This is a genomic window from Streptomyces sp. NPDC052064 (assembly GCF_055585925.1).
Genome location: NZ_JBVJJE010000001.1, coordinates 227,039 through 246,386 on the forward strand (window position 1 = coordinate 227,039; position 19,348 = coordinate 246,386).

Here is a 19,348-nt window from a genome sequence, read left to right on the forward strand (position 1 = left end):
ACCGCCACTGGCCTGAACCATTCGCTCGACAGCGGCAGGGCGGACGTACACCGATTTTTCACTCCGGAACCGCGAGTTCGAACCACACGGTCTTGCCCACGCCGCCGGGCCGGGTGCCCCAGCGGCGGCAGGAGGAGGCGACCAGTCGGAGCCCTCGGCCGCTCTCGTCCTCGGGTCTGGCGGCGCGCTCGCGGGGCGGGTCCGGGAGCGGGTCGGAGACCTCCACCAGGAGGACGCCGTCCAGTTCGGAGGGGCGGACCAAGCGGACGCCGATGGGTCCCGTGGCGTGCCGCAGGGCGTTGGTGACCAACTCACTGACCAACAACGCCGTGAGGTCGGCGAGGCTGTCGAGGCCCCAGCCGCGGAGCCGGACGCGGACGGCCTGTCGGGCGGTGCGCACGGCGCCCGGCTCGGCGGGGAAGGACCACTCGGCGCGGTCACCTTCGGTGTCGATCACGCCGATCACTTCCCCGACAGCGGGCCCGCCCATGTCCTTTTTCGTGGGGTTAATGGGCACATACCCGATATCCAGGGCGGAGTACCGCGTGGGGCAGCGCACTATGGCACGAAAGGCGCACACGGCGCCCGTACGGCCGCCTTCGGGCCTCGCACACCCCCGGTCGGCCTCAGGCGCCGGGCACTTCTCCCGTACCGGGGCCGCCGAGAGGCCCCAGGTGCGCGAGAGCCTGCCGCACCGCGGGCACGTCCTGGTCGAGCCAGTCCACGTCCCAGATCTCGTCGGGGCCCAGCCAGCGCAGTTCGTCGTGGTCCTGAAGGGGCTTGGGGGCGGCGGAGCCGGGCCGCAGCCGCGCGGTCCACACCTGTAGGACGTACGGCGACTTCAGCGGCCACTCCCCCGGGACGCGCCCGCCGGCCTCGGCGTCGACGCCGAGTTCCTCGCGCAGTTCCCGAACGAGCGCCGCGTCGGCCGTCTCCGCCGGCTCGACCTTGCCGCCGGGCAGCTCCCAGCGCCCGGCCAACTCGACGGGCGCACTGCGCCGGGCGGCCAGCAGCCGCCCGTCGTCGACCAGCGCGGCACCCACGACGACGATCCGCTCACTCATGCGGGGAGCCTACGGGAGCGCGGCCGGACACCGGCCCGGAGCGCAGGGACACCCGAGGTCAGCCGTGCGCTCCGCCCTGCCCGTTCTGACCGAGCCGCTCGACCCAGTACAGCTGCTTGTGGCCGCGGCCGTCGAGGCTGTCCGCAATCTTCTGGGCCTCGGCCCGGGTCGCGTACCGGCCCACGCGGTAGCGGTTGCCGTTGTCGTCCTCTCGTATCACGAGCCAGGGAAGAGTGATCGTGCTGTCGTTCATGGCGCCCCTCCACTTCCCGCCCGCGGCCTGTGCCGTGCCCCACCCGATAACGAAACCGCAATGCGCATATGCCCGAGCCTACGCCTAACCTTCACGCAGCGAATACGGATTTTCACAAAGAGGTACGCAACCAGCCAGAACGCAGGGGGCGCACGGTCACAAACGCGCCGTCCGCGCACCTCGACGCACCCGGTCTGAGGCATACCGCATACGTCGCGGCCGACCTGCGAGAACGACAGCCGGCTAGGGGATGCGAACCAACCGGGCCGAGGGCGGCTCCCGCGGCGATCGTGTGAGCGGGGCGCGCGAGGGGCGCGCCGCGGGGCGGATGCGAGCGTTCGCTACTTGACCGGAAGGTGGTAGGCGACCCGGTACCGATCGGCCGGGATGACCACGTCGGCCGTCTCGACCGGACGGCCGGAGGCGTAGAACGTGCGCTGTACGACCAGGACCACATGGCCGGGGACGCCCCCGAGGACGAGCAGTTCCTCGGCGAGCCCGGGGCGGGCGCCGACCTCCTCGGTGACGTTGTCCACGATCACGTCGATCGCGCGCATGCGCTCGACGACGCCCATGCCGCCGAGCGGCCCCTCCTCCGGCAGCATCACCGGTGTACGGCCCGTGACGGCGAGCGGCTCCCAGGAGGTGGAGAGCATCATCGCCTCGCCGCCCTCGCGGAAGAGGTACCTCGTGCACATCACACGCTCGCCCGGCTCGATGCCCAGCCGTTCGGCGACCGCGACACCGGCCTCCGCCTGCTCGCTGCTGGACTCCCAGGTGCCGCGCCCCTCACCGTCGGCCTGCTCCTGGCGGAACGGCGTGGCCCCGCCGGTCGGGCGGTATCCGGAGCGGGCGATGCGCCGGGGTACGGGCCGCTCGCGCACATACGTCCCCGAGCCGGAGCGGCCCTCGACCAGACCCTCCGCCATGAGCACCTTGCGGGCCTCCAGGGCGACGGTGTCCGAGACGCCGTACTCCTGGCGGATTCTGGCTTGGGAGGGGAGGCGGGTGTGGGGTGGCAGCTGACCGTCGACGATCTTCTTGCGGAGATCACCCGCGACGCGCAGGTACGCCGGCTGCTCACCGAATGTCACTGGCCGCTCCCATCAGGTTGTACAGACAGCAACAGCGTGGCAACCGTAGGTTGTGCGGTGCAAGCAAAGGCCAGAGAATCACTCGATGTGATGACATGGTGGCCCCGAGGGCTTTACGCAGGCACTTTCTCCCCGATATAGCCGCCGTCACACCTCGGCTTCGGAGTCACCGCCCTCGGTCTCGCCCGGGGAGGGCGGCGCCGTCGCGAGCCCGAGGGCCTTGCGGGCGGTGACGGTCGCCGGGCCGTCGACGTGCTCGTAGGCCTTGTCGTAGTGCGCGTAGTAGGAGTCCGCGTCGTCCGCCTCGCTCGCCCTGGCCCACTCCTCCCTGGCGTCCTCCAGGTCCTTGACCAGGCCGACGACCGGCTTCCGGTCGTCGGATGGCCAGGAGTGCCCGCGCAGTGCCTCGATCTGCTCGCCGAGCACGTCGTGCACCTGGGTGGCCCAGGCCCGGTGGCCGGCGAGGTCGTCCTCGGGGGTGACCTCGGGCTCCTCGTACAGCGCCGTGTCGACGGCGTTGGCCGCCGACAGGAAGACGACCTGGTCGGTGTCGAGGGTGGTGGGGTCGCCGCGCAGGGAGCCGGTCAGCTTGGCCTTCGCGTCGGTGTTGCCGAAGACGCAGGTGATCGCGCGGTCGCCGTAACGCCAGCTGTCCCGGGACGGCATGAGGTAGTACACGTCGACGTCGGCCGGCATCGCCCAGGAGTCCATGGCGTACTGGTCCTGGAGCTCGTAGCACCGCTCGTCGGCGATGTCGGTGATCTTGGCGTCGCCCGGGAAGGCGCCGCCCGGCAGTGTCACGACCGCGAACACCTCGCCGTCGTGTCCGCCTTCGCAGGACACCGGGTCGACGTCGTAGGTGTCGCCCTCCAGGCCGCCGGGCGCGTCGAAACAGTCGCCCTTCTCCAGCGACAGGCTTTCGTTGCCCTGTGCGCCGTCCTTGAATTTCTCCCAGGCGTCGGACACGGCACCCGTGGACAGCGTCACCGTCCACAGCACGATCCCGACAGAAGACAGCACGGCCCCGGCGATCGCCAGCCCTCGGCCGCTCTGGCCGTTCCGCCTGATCTGCCACAGCGCGATCAGCCCCAGCACGAGCCCCGTGGCGGGCAGGAAGCAGAGCACGCCGAGCACGAGCGCGGCGACGGCGAGCGCGTTGACGGAGACCGGTGCCCCATACGGGCGGCCGGTGGGGCCATAGGGGGCGTAGGGGGCGTAGGGGCCGTAACCCTGGGCTCCCTGAGGCCGGCTCGCAGGCGGCGGGCCGTACGGGTCCTGGGGCTGCTGGCTCCCAGGGGGCGGGGGTATCGACACGGGTACGGTGCTCCTGGCTGAGGCGGTGGGAGAGAGCGGCCGTGCGAAACCGTACGGCTGGGCGCATCTTGACGTGCTCCCTGCCCTGAAGGCCAGGGATTCCGGCCCGGGTCGGCTGACCCTTCCCTGCCGCGCCGGGCTGTGCGCGACGATACGGCGTCCTTCGAAGACGACGTCGCGGGCTGCGTTGTGGTCACGGTCGCGCAGGCAGTCGTTCCACACCCGGGCGCACCCGAACGCACTCGCCAGGGCACGGCGATGGGCGGCGTCCGGGGTCGCCCTCGTGCTTCTCCGCATCGTGACGGGGCAGGGCGGTGGCGGTCTTCGACCGCCCCTTCGGCTTCCCGGCCGTGCGGCGGGACGAGCCTCGTCCTCGCGGTGGGCCGGGTCATCGACCCGAAGCCCTTCCCGGAGGACGAGGACGCCTACGTACCGGGCGCGTCAGGAGACTGACGGCCGGTCACGGACGAGGTCAGAACTGGAGCGCCCAGGCGTCGATCCGCCCGGTGTCGAAGCGGGCGTTGTCGCTCACGCGCAGCTTCCAGGTGCCGTTGGCGGCCTCGGCGGAGGCGTTCACGGAGTACGTGGTGTCGATGTTGTCCGCACTGCCGCCGGTGCCGTACGACTTCAGCGTGTACGCCGTGCCGTCGGGGGCGATCAGCTGGACCTGGAGGTCGCCGATGTAGGTGTGGACGATGTGGACCTCGACGGCCAGGGCCGAGGGCGCGTTGCCGGAGACGCCGGAGACGGTCACCGGGGACTCGGCGGTGGCGTTGTCGGCGATGGCCTGGTCGGCGGTGTTCTCGAAGCGCGGGCCGGGCGGGGTGGTCGTACCGCCGCCGACGCTGAGGAGCAGGTTGGGCGAGCCGCTGCCGGGGCTGGTGACGACGCCGGTGGTGGCGGCGGCCGTCAGCGCGGCGGAGACCTGCGCGGGAGTGGCCGTGGGGTTGTCGGCCAGGTGGAGGGCGGCGGCTCCGGCGACGTGCGGGCTCGCCATCGACGTACCGGAGATGTTGTTGGTCGCGGAGTCGCTCGTGTTCCACGCCGAGGTGATGGACGAGCCGGGCGCGAACAGGTCTAGGACCGAACCGTAGTTGGAGTAGCTCGCCTTCGCGTCGCTCGATGTCGTGGCGCCGACCGTGACGGCCTCGGTGACGCGGGCCGGCGACCGGGTGGAGGCGTTGGTGGACTCGTTGCCGGCCGCGACCACGAAGGTGACGCCGGCGGTGATGGCGTTGCGTACGGCCGTGTCGATGGCCGTGTCGCCGGGACCGCCGAGGGACATGTTGGCGACGGCCGGCTTGACCGCGTTCCGCGCGACCCAGTCGATGCCCGCGACGACCTGGGCGGTGGTGCCCTGGCCGGAGTTGTTCAGCACCCGGACGCCAACGACCTTGGCCTTCTTGGCGACGCCGTAGGCGCCGCCGGCCACCGTGCCGGCGACGTGCGTGCCGTGGCCGTGGCCGTCCTGGGCGGTGTTGTCGTTGTCGACGGCGTCGTAGCCGTAGGAGGCGCGGCCGCCGAAGTCGCTGTGCGTGATGCGGACGCCGGTGTCGATGACGTACGCCGTGACGCCCTCCCCGGCCGAGTCGGGGTAGGTGTAGGAGCTGTTCAGCGGCAGGTTCTTCTGGTCGATGCGGTCCAGGCCCCAGGACGGCGGGCTGGGCTGGGTCCCGGTGATGCCGAACGTCCTGTTCTGGACGACGGAGGCGACGGCCGGGTCGGCGGCGAGGCGTTTCGCCTCGGTCTCGGAGGCCTCGACCTCGTAGCCGTTCAGGGCCTTGGTGTACGTGCGCTCGATGTCGGCGCCGTACTTGTGCGCCAGGGCCCGGCCCTCGGCGGAACCGGCCCGCTGCGTCTTCAGGGTCACGATGTAGCTGTCGGCGACGGCGTTCGCCGCGCCCTCGTACTGGATGCGCCCTTCGGACGCGGCCGGGACCGCGCCGGCGGGGAGGGCGGAGACGAGGCTCGCGACGAGCGCCGCGGTGGCCGTCGCGCCGAGCGCGGCCAGTCTTCGCCGGGTGAGCCTGTGGGGAGTACGCATCACTGCCATCTGAGGGATCCTCCTCAATCGGTGGTGCGCTGTGGGGTGTGGTGCACGCCCGGCCGTCCGAGGTTCATGGTCATGTCAATCAACGGACGACATCTGCGCGTCAGCGAAAGATTGAGGCCTCCACAGGAATTGCACAAGAGCCCTGCGGGGGTTGAGTCCTACCGCTGCCACCACCACAGCAGCGCGCCGACGGCGCCGGAGCCCAGCGCGGCCGCAGCGCCGCGCACCGCGCTGAACATGACGGCACGGCCGAGGCGACGCCAGTCACGGGTGCGGGTGCGGGTGCGGGTGCGGTCGGGCTCCATCTGCTGCTCCTGCCGTCGCGCTCCGGGGGCGTACGCGCACCAGTTCACGCTCGGTGGGGTGACAACTCCCAGCCGACTCGGAACAGTTCGGAATCCGACTGCTTGACGTGCTCCCTGGCCTGAAGTCCAGGGATTCCGGCCTGGGCCGTCCGGCCCTTCCGGGGGCTTCCTGCTTCACCGCGCTGTGCGGGCACGTGTGCCCGTCTTACCGGCGCTCCACAAGCGTTCAGCGTCTCCGCCCGCCCGGCGGCGACGATACGGCGTCCTTCGAAGAGGACGTTACGGGCTGCGTTGTGGTCGCGGTCGTGCACGGTGCCGCATCCGTCGCACGTCCACTGCCGGACGGGCGTGCGACCTTGATGCGGGCCTTGGCCCGGTTCTGCGATCCCTTGGCCTTACGGGACAGCTCCCGCTGAAGGCGCTTGAGTTTCTTCTCCGCCCGGCGCAGGAAGCGGGGGCTGTCGATCTTCCGGCCGTCGGACGCCGGCAGCCGACGGGACCACTTGACCTTGAGGTTGCCGACCTTGGCCACGTACACCGTGCCGTTCTCCGTCAGGGCGAAGGCGTTGGTGTTGAGGCGGATCGACTGCCGGGTGCCCTTTTTCGACTTGTACCGGGGCGGCCCCACTTTCCGGCCCTGCCGCTTGCCCTTGACCGAGTCGAAGAAGTTCTTGTAGGCGGTGTCCAGGTCCCGCAGGGACTGCTGCAGGACGACTGCTGACACATCGGCGAGCCAGGCACGTTCCTCGGTGCGCTTGGCCTGGGTGATGCCCAGCCGGGACAACTCCGCCGACGACACATACGGCAGCCCCGCCGCGTGTGCTTCCTTCCGGTCGCGCCGGCAGTCGTTCCACACCACACGGGCACACCCGAACGCCCTGGCCAACGCACGGCGCTGCTGGGCGTTGGGGTAGGCCCGGTAGTTGTAGCGAAGCTGCATATCGATCACCGTACGGACGCTTCCTGGCCGCTCACGGCGAAAGTTCACATTCAACCGGAATTACACACGATTTGAGCAAGTGCGTTCGAGGCGACATTCGCACCGGCGCGGAATCTCAAGGTTCACGGGCCGGACCGACCGCGCCCAGGGGGCGACCCGGGCGGGACCGCGCCGTCGCGGCGTGCACGACGATTGCGTGCGCGCAACCGTCAGTCGTCGAACCCCGTGGCCCGGGCGCGCTTCTCCCATGCCAGGACCTCGTCCCGCACCTGGTCGAGATGGCCGAGGACCGCGCTGACGCCGTCGTCGCCGAGGGGCAGACGCAGCGGCGTGGAGTCGGCGTCGAGCGCGGCCAGGATGAGGGCGGCGGCCTTGGCCGGATCGCCGGGCTGGGTGCCGTCGCCGTCGGCGACCAGGCCACGGGTCTCGCTCACCTTGCCGTACACGCCGCTGTCCGTGCTGGCACCGGCCCGCCCGGTCTCGAACAGGCCCGTGCGGAAGGCGCCCGGCTCGACGATCAGCACCTTGACGCCGAACTCCGCGACCTCGTCCGCGAGTCCCTCGGACATGCCCTCCAGGGCGAACTTCGTCGCGCTGTACGCCGAGAAGCCCGCGAGGGACATCTGCCCGCCCATGCTGCTCATCTGCACGATCGCGCCCGACCGCCGCTCGCGCATGTACGGCAGCACGGCCCGGGTGAGGGCGGCCGGGCCGAAGACATGCACCTCGAACAGCGCCCGCAACTCCTCCTCGGTCGTCTCCTCGAGGGCACCGACATGCGTCCGGCCCGCGTTGTTGACCAGGACGTCGATCCGCCCGTGCCGCGCCACGACATCCCGTACCGCGGCCTCGGCGGCGCCTGTGTCGGCGACGTCCAGGCGCAGTGCCTCCACCCGGTCGGGGTGGGCGGCGACCAGGTCGTCCAGCGCCTCGGGGCGCCGGGCCGCGCCGACCACGACGTCGCCCGCGGCGAGGGCCGCCTCGGCGATCGCCCGCCCGAACCCGCTGCCCGCGCCGGTGATCAGCCACACCTTGTTCATGCCCGCTCCTCGTCTCGTGCCCTGACGTTGCGTGAACGACCCTCTCGTGAGGGGCAGTTGCTCGTCCAAGACATTTGGTGATAGCCGATGGTTATGACCATGGACGTTCATGTGCGGGATCTCCGCTACTTCCTGACGGTGGCCGAGGAGCTGCACTTCACCCGCGCCGCCGAGCGCCTGTACGTGTCGCAGCCCGCGCTGAGCAAGCAGGTCCGGGCGCTGGAGCGGCAGTTGGGCATCGAGTTGTTCCGGCGCGACCGGCACGGCGTGGCCCTGACCGACGCCGGTACGGCACTGCTGCCGCACGCGCGCAAGGTGCTGGGCGCGTGGGAGGAAGGCGCGGCCGCGGTGGACACCGTGCGGACGGCACGGCGCAGCACACTGGTCGTGGGCATGAGCACCAGCCCGGTCCGCGGCGGTCTGCTGCCCGCGATCCGCTCCCGCTTCACGGCGGCGCACCCGGAGGCCGTCATCCGGCTGCGGCAGGTCAACTGGGAGGACCCCTCCGCGGGCCTCGCCGACGGCGCAGCGGACGTGGCCTTCGTCTGGCTGCCGCTGCCCGGCCAGGAGCGCTACGACTGGACGGTCGTGGCCGAGGAACCGCTCATGGTCGCCCTCCCGGACACGCACCCCCTCGCCGACCGCACGGAGGTCGACTTCACGGACCTGCTCGACGAGCCGTTCCTCGCGCTGCCCGAGAGCACGGGCCCGCTGCGCGACTACTGGCTGGCCCTGGACGCCCGCGCCGGCCACCCTCCCCGGATCGGCGCCGAGATCGCGAGTACGGAGGAGACGTACGAGGCCCTGACCGCCGGTCTCGGCGTGTGCCTCGTGGCCGCGGGCAACGTCCCCCTGCTCACCCTGGGCGGCGTGACCGCCCGCCCGGTGCGCGGCCTCACGCCCAGCCGCTACGTCCTGGCCTGGCGCCGGGACGACGGACGACGTCCGCTGGTACGGGAGTACGCGGAGGCCTGCCGGCGGGTCACGGGGCGGGAGTAGCCGACCTGCTCAGGCCCTGGCCGGGACGCCGTCCGCCGACGACGGTCACGCCGGCCGCTCGTGAACATCTCGTTGCACACCACCCCCGTAGCCCTCCGGGCCGCTGATACTGACCGGGCGTTCGAAGGGCCAGGGGAAGCGGGGCGACGGTGGACTGGACAGTGTGGGGAGGGCTGGCCGCGGGGCTGGTGATCGCGACCGTGACCGCCCCGGTCGGAGTGTCCGGCGCGGTGTTCCTGCTCCCGGTCCAGCTGAGCGTCTTCGGCGTGCCCAACCCGGCGGTCACCCCGACCAACCTGCTGTACAACGTGGTGGCCGGACCCGGAGCCCTGTGGCGCTACCGCCACGACGGCGCCCTGCGCGGCGACCTCGCCCGGCGCCTGGTGCTGGGCACGCTGCCCGGCGTCGTCCTCGGCGCCACCGTCCGGGTCTTCGCCCTCCCCGGCCCGGGCGTCTTCCGGCTCCTGGCAGCCGCCCTGCTGCTGCCGCTCGGCCTGTGGCTGTTCCTGCGCGCCCTCGCCCCGGCACGCCGCCGCGCATCGCCCGCGGGCGGGTTGGCCCCGCACACGCTGACCGGCCTCGCACTGGCGGTCGGTGTGGTCGGCGGCATCTACGGCATCGGCGGCGGCTCCCTGCTCGGTCCGGTCCTCGTCGGACGCGGCCTGCCCGTCGCCCGCGTCGCCCCGGCCGCGCTCGCCGCCACGTTCGCCACGTCGCTCGTCGGCGCCACCGCCTACGCGCTGCTGTCGTTCATGAGCTCCGGAGACGTCTCCCCCGACTGGTGGCTCGGCCTCGCCTGCGGCACGGGCGGCCTCATGGGCGGCTACCTCGGCGCCCGCCTCCAGCCCCGCCTGCCCGACCGAGCCCTACGCCTCCTGCTCGGCACCCTCGCCACGGCCGTCGGGGCTCTGTACGCCGCCCAGACCCTGCGTTGAGCCGGGAGACTCCGCCGCTCCGCATTTTTCAGTGCTGGTCAGGGACTGCTTAACAACTCCCCGGCCTTGCAGAGTCGGTGCGGGCCGGTGGCAATTCCCCCCGCCACCGGCCCTCTGGCAGGCGGTCCCGGGTCCCATGCCCCCTTCGGTGACTCGGGGCCGACCTGCCACTCGCGTACGCGGCTGCGTACGGACCATGCACCGACCACGGGGAAAGGGACCTTCCTTTGCGGAACAAGCGCCAACGGACCAGAAGGAGACCGCGCGGGCACGGCAGGACGGTGTGCGGCATCGCCGCCGTGCTGGCCCTGGCCGGCCTCACCATGACCGCGACGGTCACCTCCGCCGCACCGATCAGGCCGGCCGGCCCGTCCACCGTGCCCCCGGGCGGCCCGGCGGGGCCGGCCGCGCGCGTCACGCTGCTGACCGGTGACACCGTCGGCGTGGACGGCAACGGCCGGGTGGTCGAGGTGCGGCCGGGCAAGGACCGTAGCGGCGTCGGGTACTCGGTACGGCGCTTCGCCGGCCACACCTACGTCGTTCCGCTCGACGCGACGAGGCTGCTGGGCAGCGGCAGGCTGGACCGCCGTCTGTTCGACATCACGGAACTGGTCAAGGACGGTTACGACGACGCGCATCGGGGACAGGTGCCGCTGATCGTCTCCTACAAGGGCTCCAGCCGTGCGCAGAAGGGGGCCAGGGAAGCCCTCTTCGCCGCCGAGGCGGATGTGACGCACCGGCTGTCGGCCGTCCACGGCGACGCGCTGACCACCGACAAGCCGGACGCGGGCAAGGTGTGGCAGGCGCTGACCGACTCCGTCGGCGGCCGCTCCGCCGTGACCGCTGCCCCCGGTATCGACCGGGTGTGGCTGGACGGGCGGGTCAAGATCAGCGCGCAGGACGCCGTCGCTCCCGACCCGCGTGGAGGGGTCACGCAGATCGGTGCCCCGACGGCCTGGAAGGCGGGCTACGACGGCAAGGGCGTCAAGGTCGCCGTCCTGGACACGGGCATCGACGCCACCCATCCGGACCTCAAGGGCAAGATCCTCAAGGCCAAGGACTTCAGCGGCTCCGGCTCCACCGACGACAGGCAGGGCCACGGCACCCACGTCGCCTCCACCGTCGTGGGCTCCGGGGCGAAGAGCGGCGGGAAGTACAAGGGTGTGGCGCCCGGCGCGAAGTTGCTGGTCGGCAAGGTCATGGACGACACGGGCTTCGGCGAGAACTCGGACATCATCGCCGGCATGCAGTGGGCCGTGGCGCAGGGCGCCAAGGTCGTCAACATGAGCCTCGGCGAGGTCGACACCCCGGACGTCGACCCCGTGGAGAAGGCCGTGAACGACCTGTCGGCCTCCTCCGGCGCCCTGTTCGTGATCGCCGCCGGCAACTCCGGCCCCTCGGACACCACCGTCGGTTCCCCGGGATCTGCCGCGGCCGCCCTGACAGTGGCCGCCGTCGACCGCCACGACAAGATCGCCTCCTGGTCCAGCCGAGGCCCCACAGCCGACGGCCGCCTCAAGCCGGACATCGCCGCGCCCGGCGTCGACATCATCGCCGCGAAGGCCGCCCACGGCACCGAGGGCAACGACGAGGCGCCCGGCTATGTGTCGATGTCCGGCACCTCGATGGCCGCCCCGCACACCGCGGGCGCCGCCGCCATCCTGGCCCAGGAGCACCCTGGCTGGACCGGCGAGCGCCTCAAGACCGCTCTCACGGCCTCGTCCCGCACGCTGAGCGGCGTGACTCCGTACGACGTCGGCGCCGGCCGGGCCGACCTGACCCGGGCCATCGGCACCACCGTCAGCAGCGAGCCCTCCTCGGTCGACTTCGGCAGCCCGAACCCCTGGCCGCACCACGACGACACCCCCGTCACCAGGACTCTCACCTACCGCAACGACGGCACCCGGCCGGTCACCCTGGACCTGGACCCCGCCACGACCGGCCCCGACGGCAAGGCCGCGCCCACCGGCATGGTCACCGTCTCCCCCGCCCGGCTGACCGTCCCGGCAGGCGGCACCGCGAAGGCGACGGTCACCGCGAACACCCGGCTCGGCAGCGCCGACGGCGTCTACTCCGGCGCGGTCACCGCGAGCGGTGACGGACAGAGCGTCCGCACCGCCCTTGCGGTCGACCGCGAGGTGGAGACGCACACGCTGACCCTGGTCACCACCCGCCGGGACGGCAAGCGCGACAACGAGCCCGACGTCACCGTGGCGGGCCTGGACACGGGCAAGCAGTTCACGCCCTACGACGACGGAAAGGCGCGGAACGGCACGGTCACCCTGCGGCTGCCCCGAGGGCGCTACGCGATCAGCGCGATGACCATCACCCCGGCAGGCCGGTCCGCCCAGTTGGTCGCTCCCCACCTCGTGCTCGACCACGACACCACCGTCGCCCTCGACGGGCGCAAGGCCAAGCCGGTGAAGGTGACCGCTCCGGACCGCCGGGCCACCCTCCGCGACGGCCAGGTCGTCTTCGCCGCCCGCGGCGCCAAGCCGGCCTACGACCTCGCCATCGGCACCGACCTCGACGCCAAGGACGGCTTCCTCGGCCAGATCGGCCCCAACGCCCCCGCGGGCTCCTTCATCGCCCAGGCCGGCGGCATCTGGCAGCGCACCGCGACATCCCCGGCGTACAACCTGGTGACCACGCGCACCGGCGGCTTCTTCGACGGCCTCACCCGCACCTTCGCCTCCACCCGGGGCATGGCCAGGGTGAACACCTCCGTCGCCACGGCCCTGGCCCGGGCGAACACCGCGCAGAACAACGCGTGGACCACGCCGAGCTGGCCGGCGCTCGACCAGGCCACGTCCACCCTCGAAGGGCCACTGCGTACGGCACCGACCGCCAAGATCGTGCAGTACCTGTCGACCGACCACGGCGTGCGCTGGATCCTCGGCGCCCGGACGCAGAACGGTACGGACGGGGAGGGTATGACCGCCTTCGCCACCTCGCGCCGCTTCGAGCCGGACCGTACCTACCGCGTCACTCTGGACGGCGGTGTCCACGGCCCGATCGTGACACCGACGAAGGTCGTGGGCGGTCTGCGGGTCGGGCGGTACTACGCGCTGTGCGTGCCCATGTTCTCGGACGGACCCGGCGACTTCTCGTACTCCGCGCAGACCAGCGTCCACACCCGGCTCACCTCCGGCGGCAAGGTCATAGGCGACTTCACCGAGGACACCTGCCCGAACACCTACTCCAACCTGCGGGCCGGGACGGCGCGCTACAAGCTGTCCATCACCGCCGACCGCAGCAAGGGCTACAAGATCAGTGACCACGTCGAGGGCGTGTGGACGTTCACCTCGGCGAACACACCCGAGACCCGGGCTGTCGCCTGGCCGCTCTCCGTCGTCCGATTCCATCCCAGGCTGAGCCTGACGGGCACCGCCAAGGCGGGCGCCCGGATCACCGTCCCGCTGTCCCTGCAAGGCCCGGCGGCGGCCAAGGGACATCTGAAGTCGCTGACGGTGAAGGTGTCCTACGACGGCGGGCGCACCTGGAAGCCGGTCACCGTGCACGGCGCGGCGAGCGGCAAGCCTCACCTGACTCTTACCAACCCGAGGAAGCCCGGCACCGTCTCCTTCAGCGCAGCCCTCGCCGACACCGCCGGAAACACCTACACCGGCACGATCCGCAACGCCTACCGCACCGTCCGGTAACCGGAAGGCATCCACGGCGGTGGTGGCCCGGCTCGGCCCGGCCACCACCGCCGCACACACCACGGTTCAATCAGCTTCTCGCTCACGAACGGAACAACCATGGCCCAACACGGTCGCCGGCGCCTGACCCGCCGCGAGGTCCTGCTCAGAACCGCCGCCGGCGGGCTCGTCCTCGGCGCGGGCGCCGCGGTCGCCGGTCCTCTGCTCGACACCGCCGACGCGGCGCCCAGTGCCTTCGGATACCGCGACGACGGACGGGCCTACGTCATCACCACCGGCGCCGACCTGGTCTTCAAGGTCGACCACCGCAACGGCGACCTGACCTCCCTGGTCTACAAGGGCACCGAATACCAGGGCTACGGCAACCGCAACTCACACGTCGAGACCGGCCTGGGCACCTCGTCGGTGAGCATCCGCAAGACCGGCGACACCATCCTGGTCACCGTCGTCCACGGCACGATGCACCACTACTACGCCGCCCGCCGCGGCGAGAACAACGTCTACATGTGGACGAACAAGGCGGACGCCTCCATCACAGCCACCCGCTACATCGTCCGCGTCAAGCCCGGACTGTTCCCCAACAACAACCCCGACTCCTGGGACGCCCGCACCGACTCCCTGATCGAGGCCCAGGACATCCGCCGCAAGCCGAACGGCACCACCCGCTCCAAGCACTACTCGAACCAGCGCGTCATCGACTACGACCACGTCGGCTGGAGCGACGGCAAGGCCGGCATGTGGATGGTGCGCAGCAACCACGAGAAGGCGTCCGGCGGCCCGTTCTACCGCTCACTGATGCGCCACCACTACGAGGACGGCGCGGGGCTGTACGAGATCCTCTACTACGGCGAGAACCAGACCGAACCGATGCGGTTCGGCCTCCAGGGGCCCTACATCCTCGCCTGCACCGACGGCGGCGCGCCCGCCCGCTCGCTCACGCACGGCGTCATCGACACGTCGTGGGCCGACGGTCTGGGGCTGGTCGGCTGGGTCGGCCGCGGTGGTCGCGGACGGGTCGCCGGCGTCGGCATCAGCGGCCGCGGCGACGGCCACGCCTACACCGTGGGCCTGGCGAACGCCACCGCCCAGTACTGGGCGAAGGCCGACGCGGCCACCGGGCACTTCGTCTCCCCGTACATGCTGCCGGGCACCTACAAGCTCACCGTGTACAAGGACGAACTCGCCGTCCACACCACGTCCGTCACCGTCACGGCCGGGAAGACGACGGCTCTGCACACGCTGAAGATCACCGCCGACCCGAGCCGGAACACCGCGATCTGGCGCATCGGTGACTGGACCGGCACCCCCGGCGGCTTCAAGAACGCCTCCCTGATGACCACCATGCACCCCTCCGACACGCGCGCGAGGCCCTGGACCACGGGCGTCCACACGGTGGGCTCCTCGTCCCCGGCGGACTTCCCCTGCTACCAGTGGGCGGACATCAACAACGGGCTGCGGATCCGCTTCAGGCTGACGCGGGAGCAGCTCGCCTCCGGCCACACCCTGAACATCGGCATCACCACCGCCTTCGCGAACGGCAGGCCCCGGATCAGGGTCAACGACTGGGTCTCGGCCGTACCCGCACCCGCCAAGGAACCGACGACCCGCTCGCTGACCGTGGGCTCCTACCGCGGCAACAACCACACCTACAGCTACGCCATCCCGGCGAGCGCCTGGATCAAGTCCGCCACCGCCTATCAGGAGCTGACGATCGACATCGTCAGCGGCTCGGGCGGCACCGCCTACCTCAGCCCCGGGGTGTCGTACGACGCGATCGAGCTGGTGCCCTGAGCGGGGCGTTCCCGCGCAGTGGACCGGGATTGCCTCCGGATGGGCGAAAACGTAGGTTAGGCGCCCGTTCCTGTGTTCGAGGCTTGAAAGGTGCCACCTCGTGGGCCGACGCGAGAAACCGGTGGACCCCAGCGCCGGTCCGGTACAGCGCCTCGCGCACGACCTGCGGCTGCTGAGGGAGAAGGCCGGGAAACCCCCGTACCGGGAGATGGCGGAGCGGGCGGGCTACTCCACGACCGCGTTGTCCCAGGCCGCGGCCGGCGACCAGCTGCCGACACTGGCGGTGGTGCGCGCCTACGCGGAGGCACTCGACGCCGACCCGGACGAGTGGGAGGCCCGCTGGCGGGAGGCGGACGCCGAACTGCGCACTCCCTCGGCCGACGAACGAGCTCCGTACCGGGGGCTGGCCCGCTTCGAGCCGGCCGACAGCGCCCTGTTCTTCGGCCGGGAGGCGCTGGCCCGCGAACTGCTGTACCTGGCACGCGCGCACCGGTTCGCGGCGGTGTTCGGGCCCTCCGGCAGCGGCAAGTCCTCGCTGCTCCGCGCCGGCCTCATCCCGCTGCTGCGGGAAGCCACGGACGCCGACCGCCCGGCGGTGGTCCGGGTCCTCACCCCCGGCGAGCGGCCCGCCCACACGCACGGGCAGGCGCTCGTTCCGCAGGACGGTGAGCTGGACACCTGGGTGATCGTCGACCAGTTCGAGGAGCTGTTCACCCTCTGCCACGACCGCGGGGAGCGGGACCGCTTCCTGGACCTGCTGCTCAGCGCGCGTGAGCCGGAGGGCCGCCTGCGGGTGGTGGTCGCGGTGCGGGGCGACTTCTACGGCCACTGTGCCGAGCACCGGGAGCTGGCGGAAGCGGTCCGTCACGCGAATCTGCTGGTCGGGCCGATGAGCGGGGACGAGCTGCGCGAGGTCGTCACCGGCCCCGCCACCGCGGCGGGGCTCAACGTGGAACGGGTGCTGACCGCGCGGATCGTCGAGGAGGTCGGCGACCAACCGGGGGCGCTGCCGATGCTCTCGCACGCCCTGCTGGAGACGTGGCGCCGTCGCCGGGGCCGCACGCTGACGCTGGCCGCCTACGAGGAGGCGGGCGGCGTGCGCGGGGCGATCGCCGCCACCGCCGAGCAGGTCTACGGTGACCTGGACAAGGACCAGGCCCGTACGGCCCGGCGCATCCTGCTGCGGCTGATCGCCCCGGGAGACCGCACGGCCGACACGCGCCGCCCGGCGTCCCGGTCCGAGCTGGGGCCCGGTGCGGCGGACGTCCTGGAACGTCTGGCTTCCGCCCGCCTGGTGGCCCTGGACGGCGACACCGTGGAACTCGCCCACGAGGCCCTGATCACCGGCTGGCCGCGCCTCGCCGGCTGGATCGAGGAGGGCCGGGAGCGGCTGCGCGCCCAGCGGGTCCTGGGCGAGGCCGCCCGCGCCTGGGAGGAGCTGGACCGTGACCCCGGTGCGTTGTACCGGGGGACCCGGCTGGACCGCGCCGAGGAGCTGTTCGGCAGACAGAGGGATGAACGGGAGAAGCAGAAGAAAGAGGAGGACGACGACCTCACCCGGTCGGAGCGGGCCTTCCTGACCGCCTCGGCCGCGGCCCGTGACGCCGAGCGGGACGCCGAGACGCGCGCGGCCCGCCGTACGCGTGTGCTCACCGTCGGGCTCTCCGTGTTCCTCGTGCTCGCGCTGGCCGCGGGCCTCGTCGCCTGGCAGCGCGACCGGGTGAGCGAGGAGGAGGCCGCCAAGGCCGCCGCCCGCCGCCTGGCCACCGTCGCCGAGAGCCTGCGCGCCACCGATCCCCGCACCGCGTCCCTGCTCGGCGCCGCCGCGTGGCGGATCGCCCCGCTCACCGAGTCCCGCTCGGCCTTGCTGGGCGCGCTCGCCCAGCCGGAACAAGACGCCTTCACCGACCCGCAGACCGGCGAGAACGTCCATCGCTTCCTCACCGACCAGGGCCGCACCCTGCTCAGGGCCGAGGGCAGCCGCGTCACCGCCTGGAACGTGGCCGGGCACCGCCGCACCGGCGCCTACCGCCTGCCGAGCGGAGCGGAGGCGTCCGGTGCCGGCCCGGACGGCCGGTTCCTCGTCCTGACGGGGGCGGAAAGCGACACCCTGTGGAACCTTCCCGAGGGGAGGTCCGCCGCCGATCTGGGCGATGCGTACCTCGGGGCGACCGCGGCCGACGGAGACGCGTACCTCATCCAGCCGTTCGACGGCCCCGGCCAGGTGCGGGTCCGGCGGACGGACGACGGAAAGGTCCTCTTCACGACCGGTGTCTCCCGTGGCCTCACCACGGCGGCCCTGAGTTCCGGTGGACGTCTGGCCGCCCTCTGCCCCGCCGAGAGCCCGCCCCAGGTGTGGGACACCGCGCACGGCAGGCAGCTTCCCGGCGCCTGGCAGAAGGCGGACAAGACCGTGTGCGGCACCGGCTCGGGAGCGGACGGTGGGGTCCGGCTGCTGCGCCTCAGCGCGGACGGCCGGCGGCTGGCCGTGGTCCACGGGACAGCGGCCAGCGTCTGGGACGTCCGCAGCGGGCGCCTCGTCGCCGACTTCGCCAGCGACGGCACCGGCTTCGCCCAAGCCGACCTCTCGCCCGACGGAGAGTTCCTCGCCACGACCGACGACCAGGAGATCTCCGTATGGCGGCTGGCCGCGGGCGGCGTGCAGGTCTTCCACCGGCCGCTGGCCGGCGCGGAGGTCAGCGGGCTGACGTGGACCCCGGACCACGGCCGCCGGACCCTGCGCTACCTCGACCGCGCCACCGTGCACACCTTCGACCTCACCGACCGCCTCGCCGCACCCTGGCAGAGCACCTCGGCCGACGCCACGCTTCTCGGACCGGGCGGCACCACCCTCGCCACCGCCGTCCGGTCCGGGGACGGCTACCGCCTCGAACTGCGCTCCACCGGCACCGGCACCGTCCTCGCCCGGAGTGCGCTCGGCCCCCTGCCGAACATCTCCGGGGACGAAACCCCGCTGCTGGCCTTCAGCCCGGACGGCCGCACGCTCGCCGTCGCCGACAGCACCTCCTCGGGCGGAGCCCTGCGGCAGCGCTTCACCGTGTGGGACGTACGGACCCACACGGTCCGGACGAGCTTCACCACCTCCGGAGCGGCCGACCGCCCCGTGTCCGCGCTCGCCCTGGGCGCCGGCGGGCGCACACTGCTGGCCGTACGCTCCGCGGGCGACGGCGAAGCGGCGGAGGTCTGGGACACCCGGACCCACCGCGGCCCGCGAACCCTGCACGGCCACGGCCTCTTCGGAGAGGCCGTGGCGGTGCGGCCGGACGGACGGCTGCTCGTCGGCGCCGCCGACCAGTACGCCGACCTGCCCTCCGGCAAGGTCACCGGGTGGGCGCTCGCCGACGGCCGCGAGGTCACCGCTCTCGCGTTCAGCCCCGACGGCACCCGGCTCGCCGTCGGCGACACCACCGGGCACGTGACCCTCTGGGACGGGGACCTGCGCCACGCCACGGGTGTGCTCACCGGCACCGCCGACACGGCACCGAGCAGCCGGGCCGAGGCCGTGGGTGCACTCGCCTTCTCCTCCGACGGCCACACCCTCGCCGTGGGGGGAGCCAACGGCACCCTGCGGCTGTGGGACACCGCCAGCCAGCGGCTGCTCGGCGGCGACCTGCCCACGCCCGGGGACGAGATCCGCTCGCTCGCCTTCGGCCGGGACGACGGCACGGTCTATGCCACCGGCCCGACCGTGGTGCTGCAACGCCACCCCATCGCCCCCGACGCGGCCGTGCGCGCCGTCTGCGAGCGTGCCGGTGGCGGGCTGACCCGGGCGCAGTGGCGGCGGTACGTCCCCGACGCGCCGTACCGGCAGGTCTGCCCGCCGACGCACTGAACACCCACAAAAAGGGACACATCACCACCGGAGCAAGCCCCGGAA

The 19,348-nt window shown here is 72.3% G+C and carries 14 protein-coding genes and 1 pseudogene; 5 read left to right on the forward strand and 10 right to left on the reverse strand.

The annotated features are described in order from the left end of the window. Positions 1–58: 58 nt before the first annotated feature. The 10 genes and pseudogenes from ACZ6TU_RS01070 to ACZ6TU_RS01115 form a co-directional block, all read right to left on the reverse strand. Complete coding sequence (locus ACZ6TU_RS01070; RefSeq protein ID WP_469545758.1) at positions 59–490, reverse strand: ATP-binding protein; 432 nt, start codon at positions 488–490, stop codon at positions 59–61. Between the two features lie 136 nt (positions 491–626). Beyond that, positions 627–1,064 carry a (deoxy)nucleoside triphosphate pyrophosphohydrolase gene (locus ACZ6TU_RS01075; protein WP_467678761.1) on the reverse strand — a complete coding sequence of 146 codons (438 nt, stop codon included), beginning with the start codon at positions 1,062–1,064 and terminating at the stop codon, positions 627–629. Positions 1,065–1,122: 58 nt separating this feature from the next. Continuing rightward, positions 1,123–1,317 carry an SPOR domain-containing protein gene (locus ACZ6TU_RS01080; RefSeq protein ID WP_467678760.1) on the reverse strand — a complete coding sequence of 65 codons (195 nt, stop codon included), beginning with the start codon at positions 1,315–1,317 and terminating at the stop codon, positions 1,123–1,125. A 341-nt stretch (positions 1,318–1,658) separates the two neighbouring features. Further along, complete coding sequence (locus ACZ6TU_RS01085; RefSeq protein ID WP_467678758.1) at positions 1,659–2,411, reverse strand: GntR family transcriptional regulator; 753 nt, start codon at positions 2,409–2,411, stop codon at positions 1,659–1,661. A 147-nt stretch (positions 2,412–2,558) separates the two neighbouring features. Next, complete coding sequence (locus ACZ6TU_RS01090) at positions 2,559–3,725, reverse strand: DUF4190 domain-containing protein (protein ID WP_469545762.1); 1,167 nt, start codon at positions 3,723–3,725, stop codon at positions 2,559–2,561. 472 nt (positions 3,726–4,197) lie between these two features. Continuing rightward, on the reverse strand, positions 4,198–5,778 hold the full coding sequence (locus ACZ6TU_RS01095) for a S8 family peptidase (RefSeq protein ID WP_467678754.1): 1,581 nt from the start codon (positions 5,776–5,778) through the stop codon (positions 4,198–4,200). Positions 5,779–5,936: 158 nt separating this feature from the next. Continuing rightward, entirely contained in the window at positions 5,937–6,083 is a 147-nt protein-coding gene (locus ACZ6TU_RS01100; RefSeq protein WP_467678753.1) for a hypothetical protein, read from the reverse strand. Positions 6,084–6,127: 44 nt separating this feature from the next. Further along, a complete protein-coding gene (locus ACZ6TU_RS01105; RefSeq protein ID WP_469546548.1) occupies positions 6,128–6,469 on the reverse strand; it encodes a zinc ribbon domain-containing protein in 342 nt (113 codons plus the stop codon). A gap of 482 nt (positions 6,470–6,951) precedes the next feature. Continuing rightward, a pseudogene (locus ACZ6TU_RS01110) lies at positions 6,952–7,023 on the reverse strand (helix-turn-helix domain-containing protein); the annotation flags it as partial. Between the two features lie 209 nt (positions 7,024–7,232). After that, positions 7,233–8,063 (reverse strand): oxidoreductase, encoded by an 831-nt coding sequence (locus ACZ6TU_RS01115; protein ID WP_467678751.1) that lies wholly within the window; start codon positions 8,061–8,063, stop codon positions 7,233–7,235. 93 nt (positions 8,064–8,156) lie between these two features. Between ACZ6TU_RS01115 and ACZ6TU_RS01120 the strand changes: the two genes are divergently transcribed. From ACZ6TU_RS01120 to ACZ6TU_RS01140, 5 genes are all read left to right on the forward strand, one after another. Continuing rightward, positions 8,157–9,062, forward strand: a complete 906-nt coding sequence (locus ACZ6TU_RS01120; RefSeq protein WP_467678749.1) for a LysR family transcriptional regulator — start codon at positions 8,157–8,159, stop codon at positions 9,060–9,062. Positions 9,063–9,211: 149 nt separating this feature from the next. Then, on the forward strand, positions 9,212–9,997 hold the full coding sequence (locus ACZ6TU_RS01125; RefSeq protein ID WP_467678748.1) for a sulfite exporter TauE/SafE family protein: 786 nt from the start codon (positions 9,212–9,214) through the stop codon (positions 9,995–9,997). A 281-nt stretch (positions 9,998–10,278) separates the two neighbouring features. Next, positions 10,279–13,659: a S8 family serine peptidase gene (locus tag ACZ6TU_RS01130; RefSeq protein ID WP_467678746.1), complete on the forward strand. Its 3,381-nt coding sequence runs from the start codon at positions 10,279–10,281 to the stop codon at positions 13,657–13,659. A 99-nt stretch (positions 13,660–13,758) separates the two neighbouring features. Next, the gene (locus ACZ6TU_RS01135; protein WP_467678745.1) at positions 13,759–15,450 is read left to right on the forward strand and encodes a rhamnogalacturonan lyase B N-terminal domain-containing protein; all 1,692 of its coding nucleotides are present in this window, start codon (positions 13,759–13,761) and stop codon (positions 15,448–15,450) included. Positions 15,451–15,550: 100 nt separating this feature from the next. Beyond that, positions 15,551–19,303: an nSTAND1 domain-containing NTPase gene (locus ACZ6TU_RS01140; RefSeq protein WP_467678743.1), complete on the forward strand. Its 3,753-nt coding sequence runs from the start codon at positions 15,551–15,553 to the stop codon at positions 19,301–19,303. The last annotated feature ends 45 nt before the right edge of the window (positions 19,304–19,348 follow it).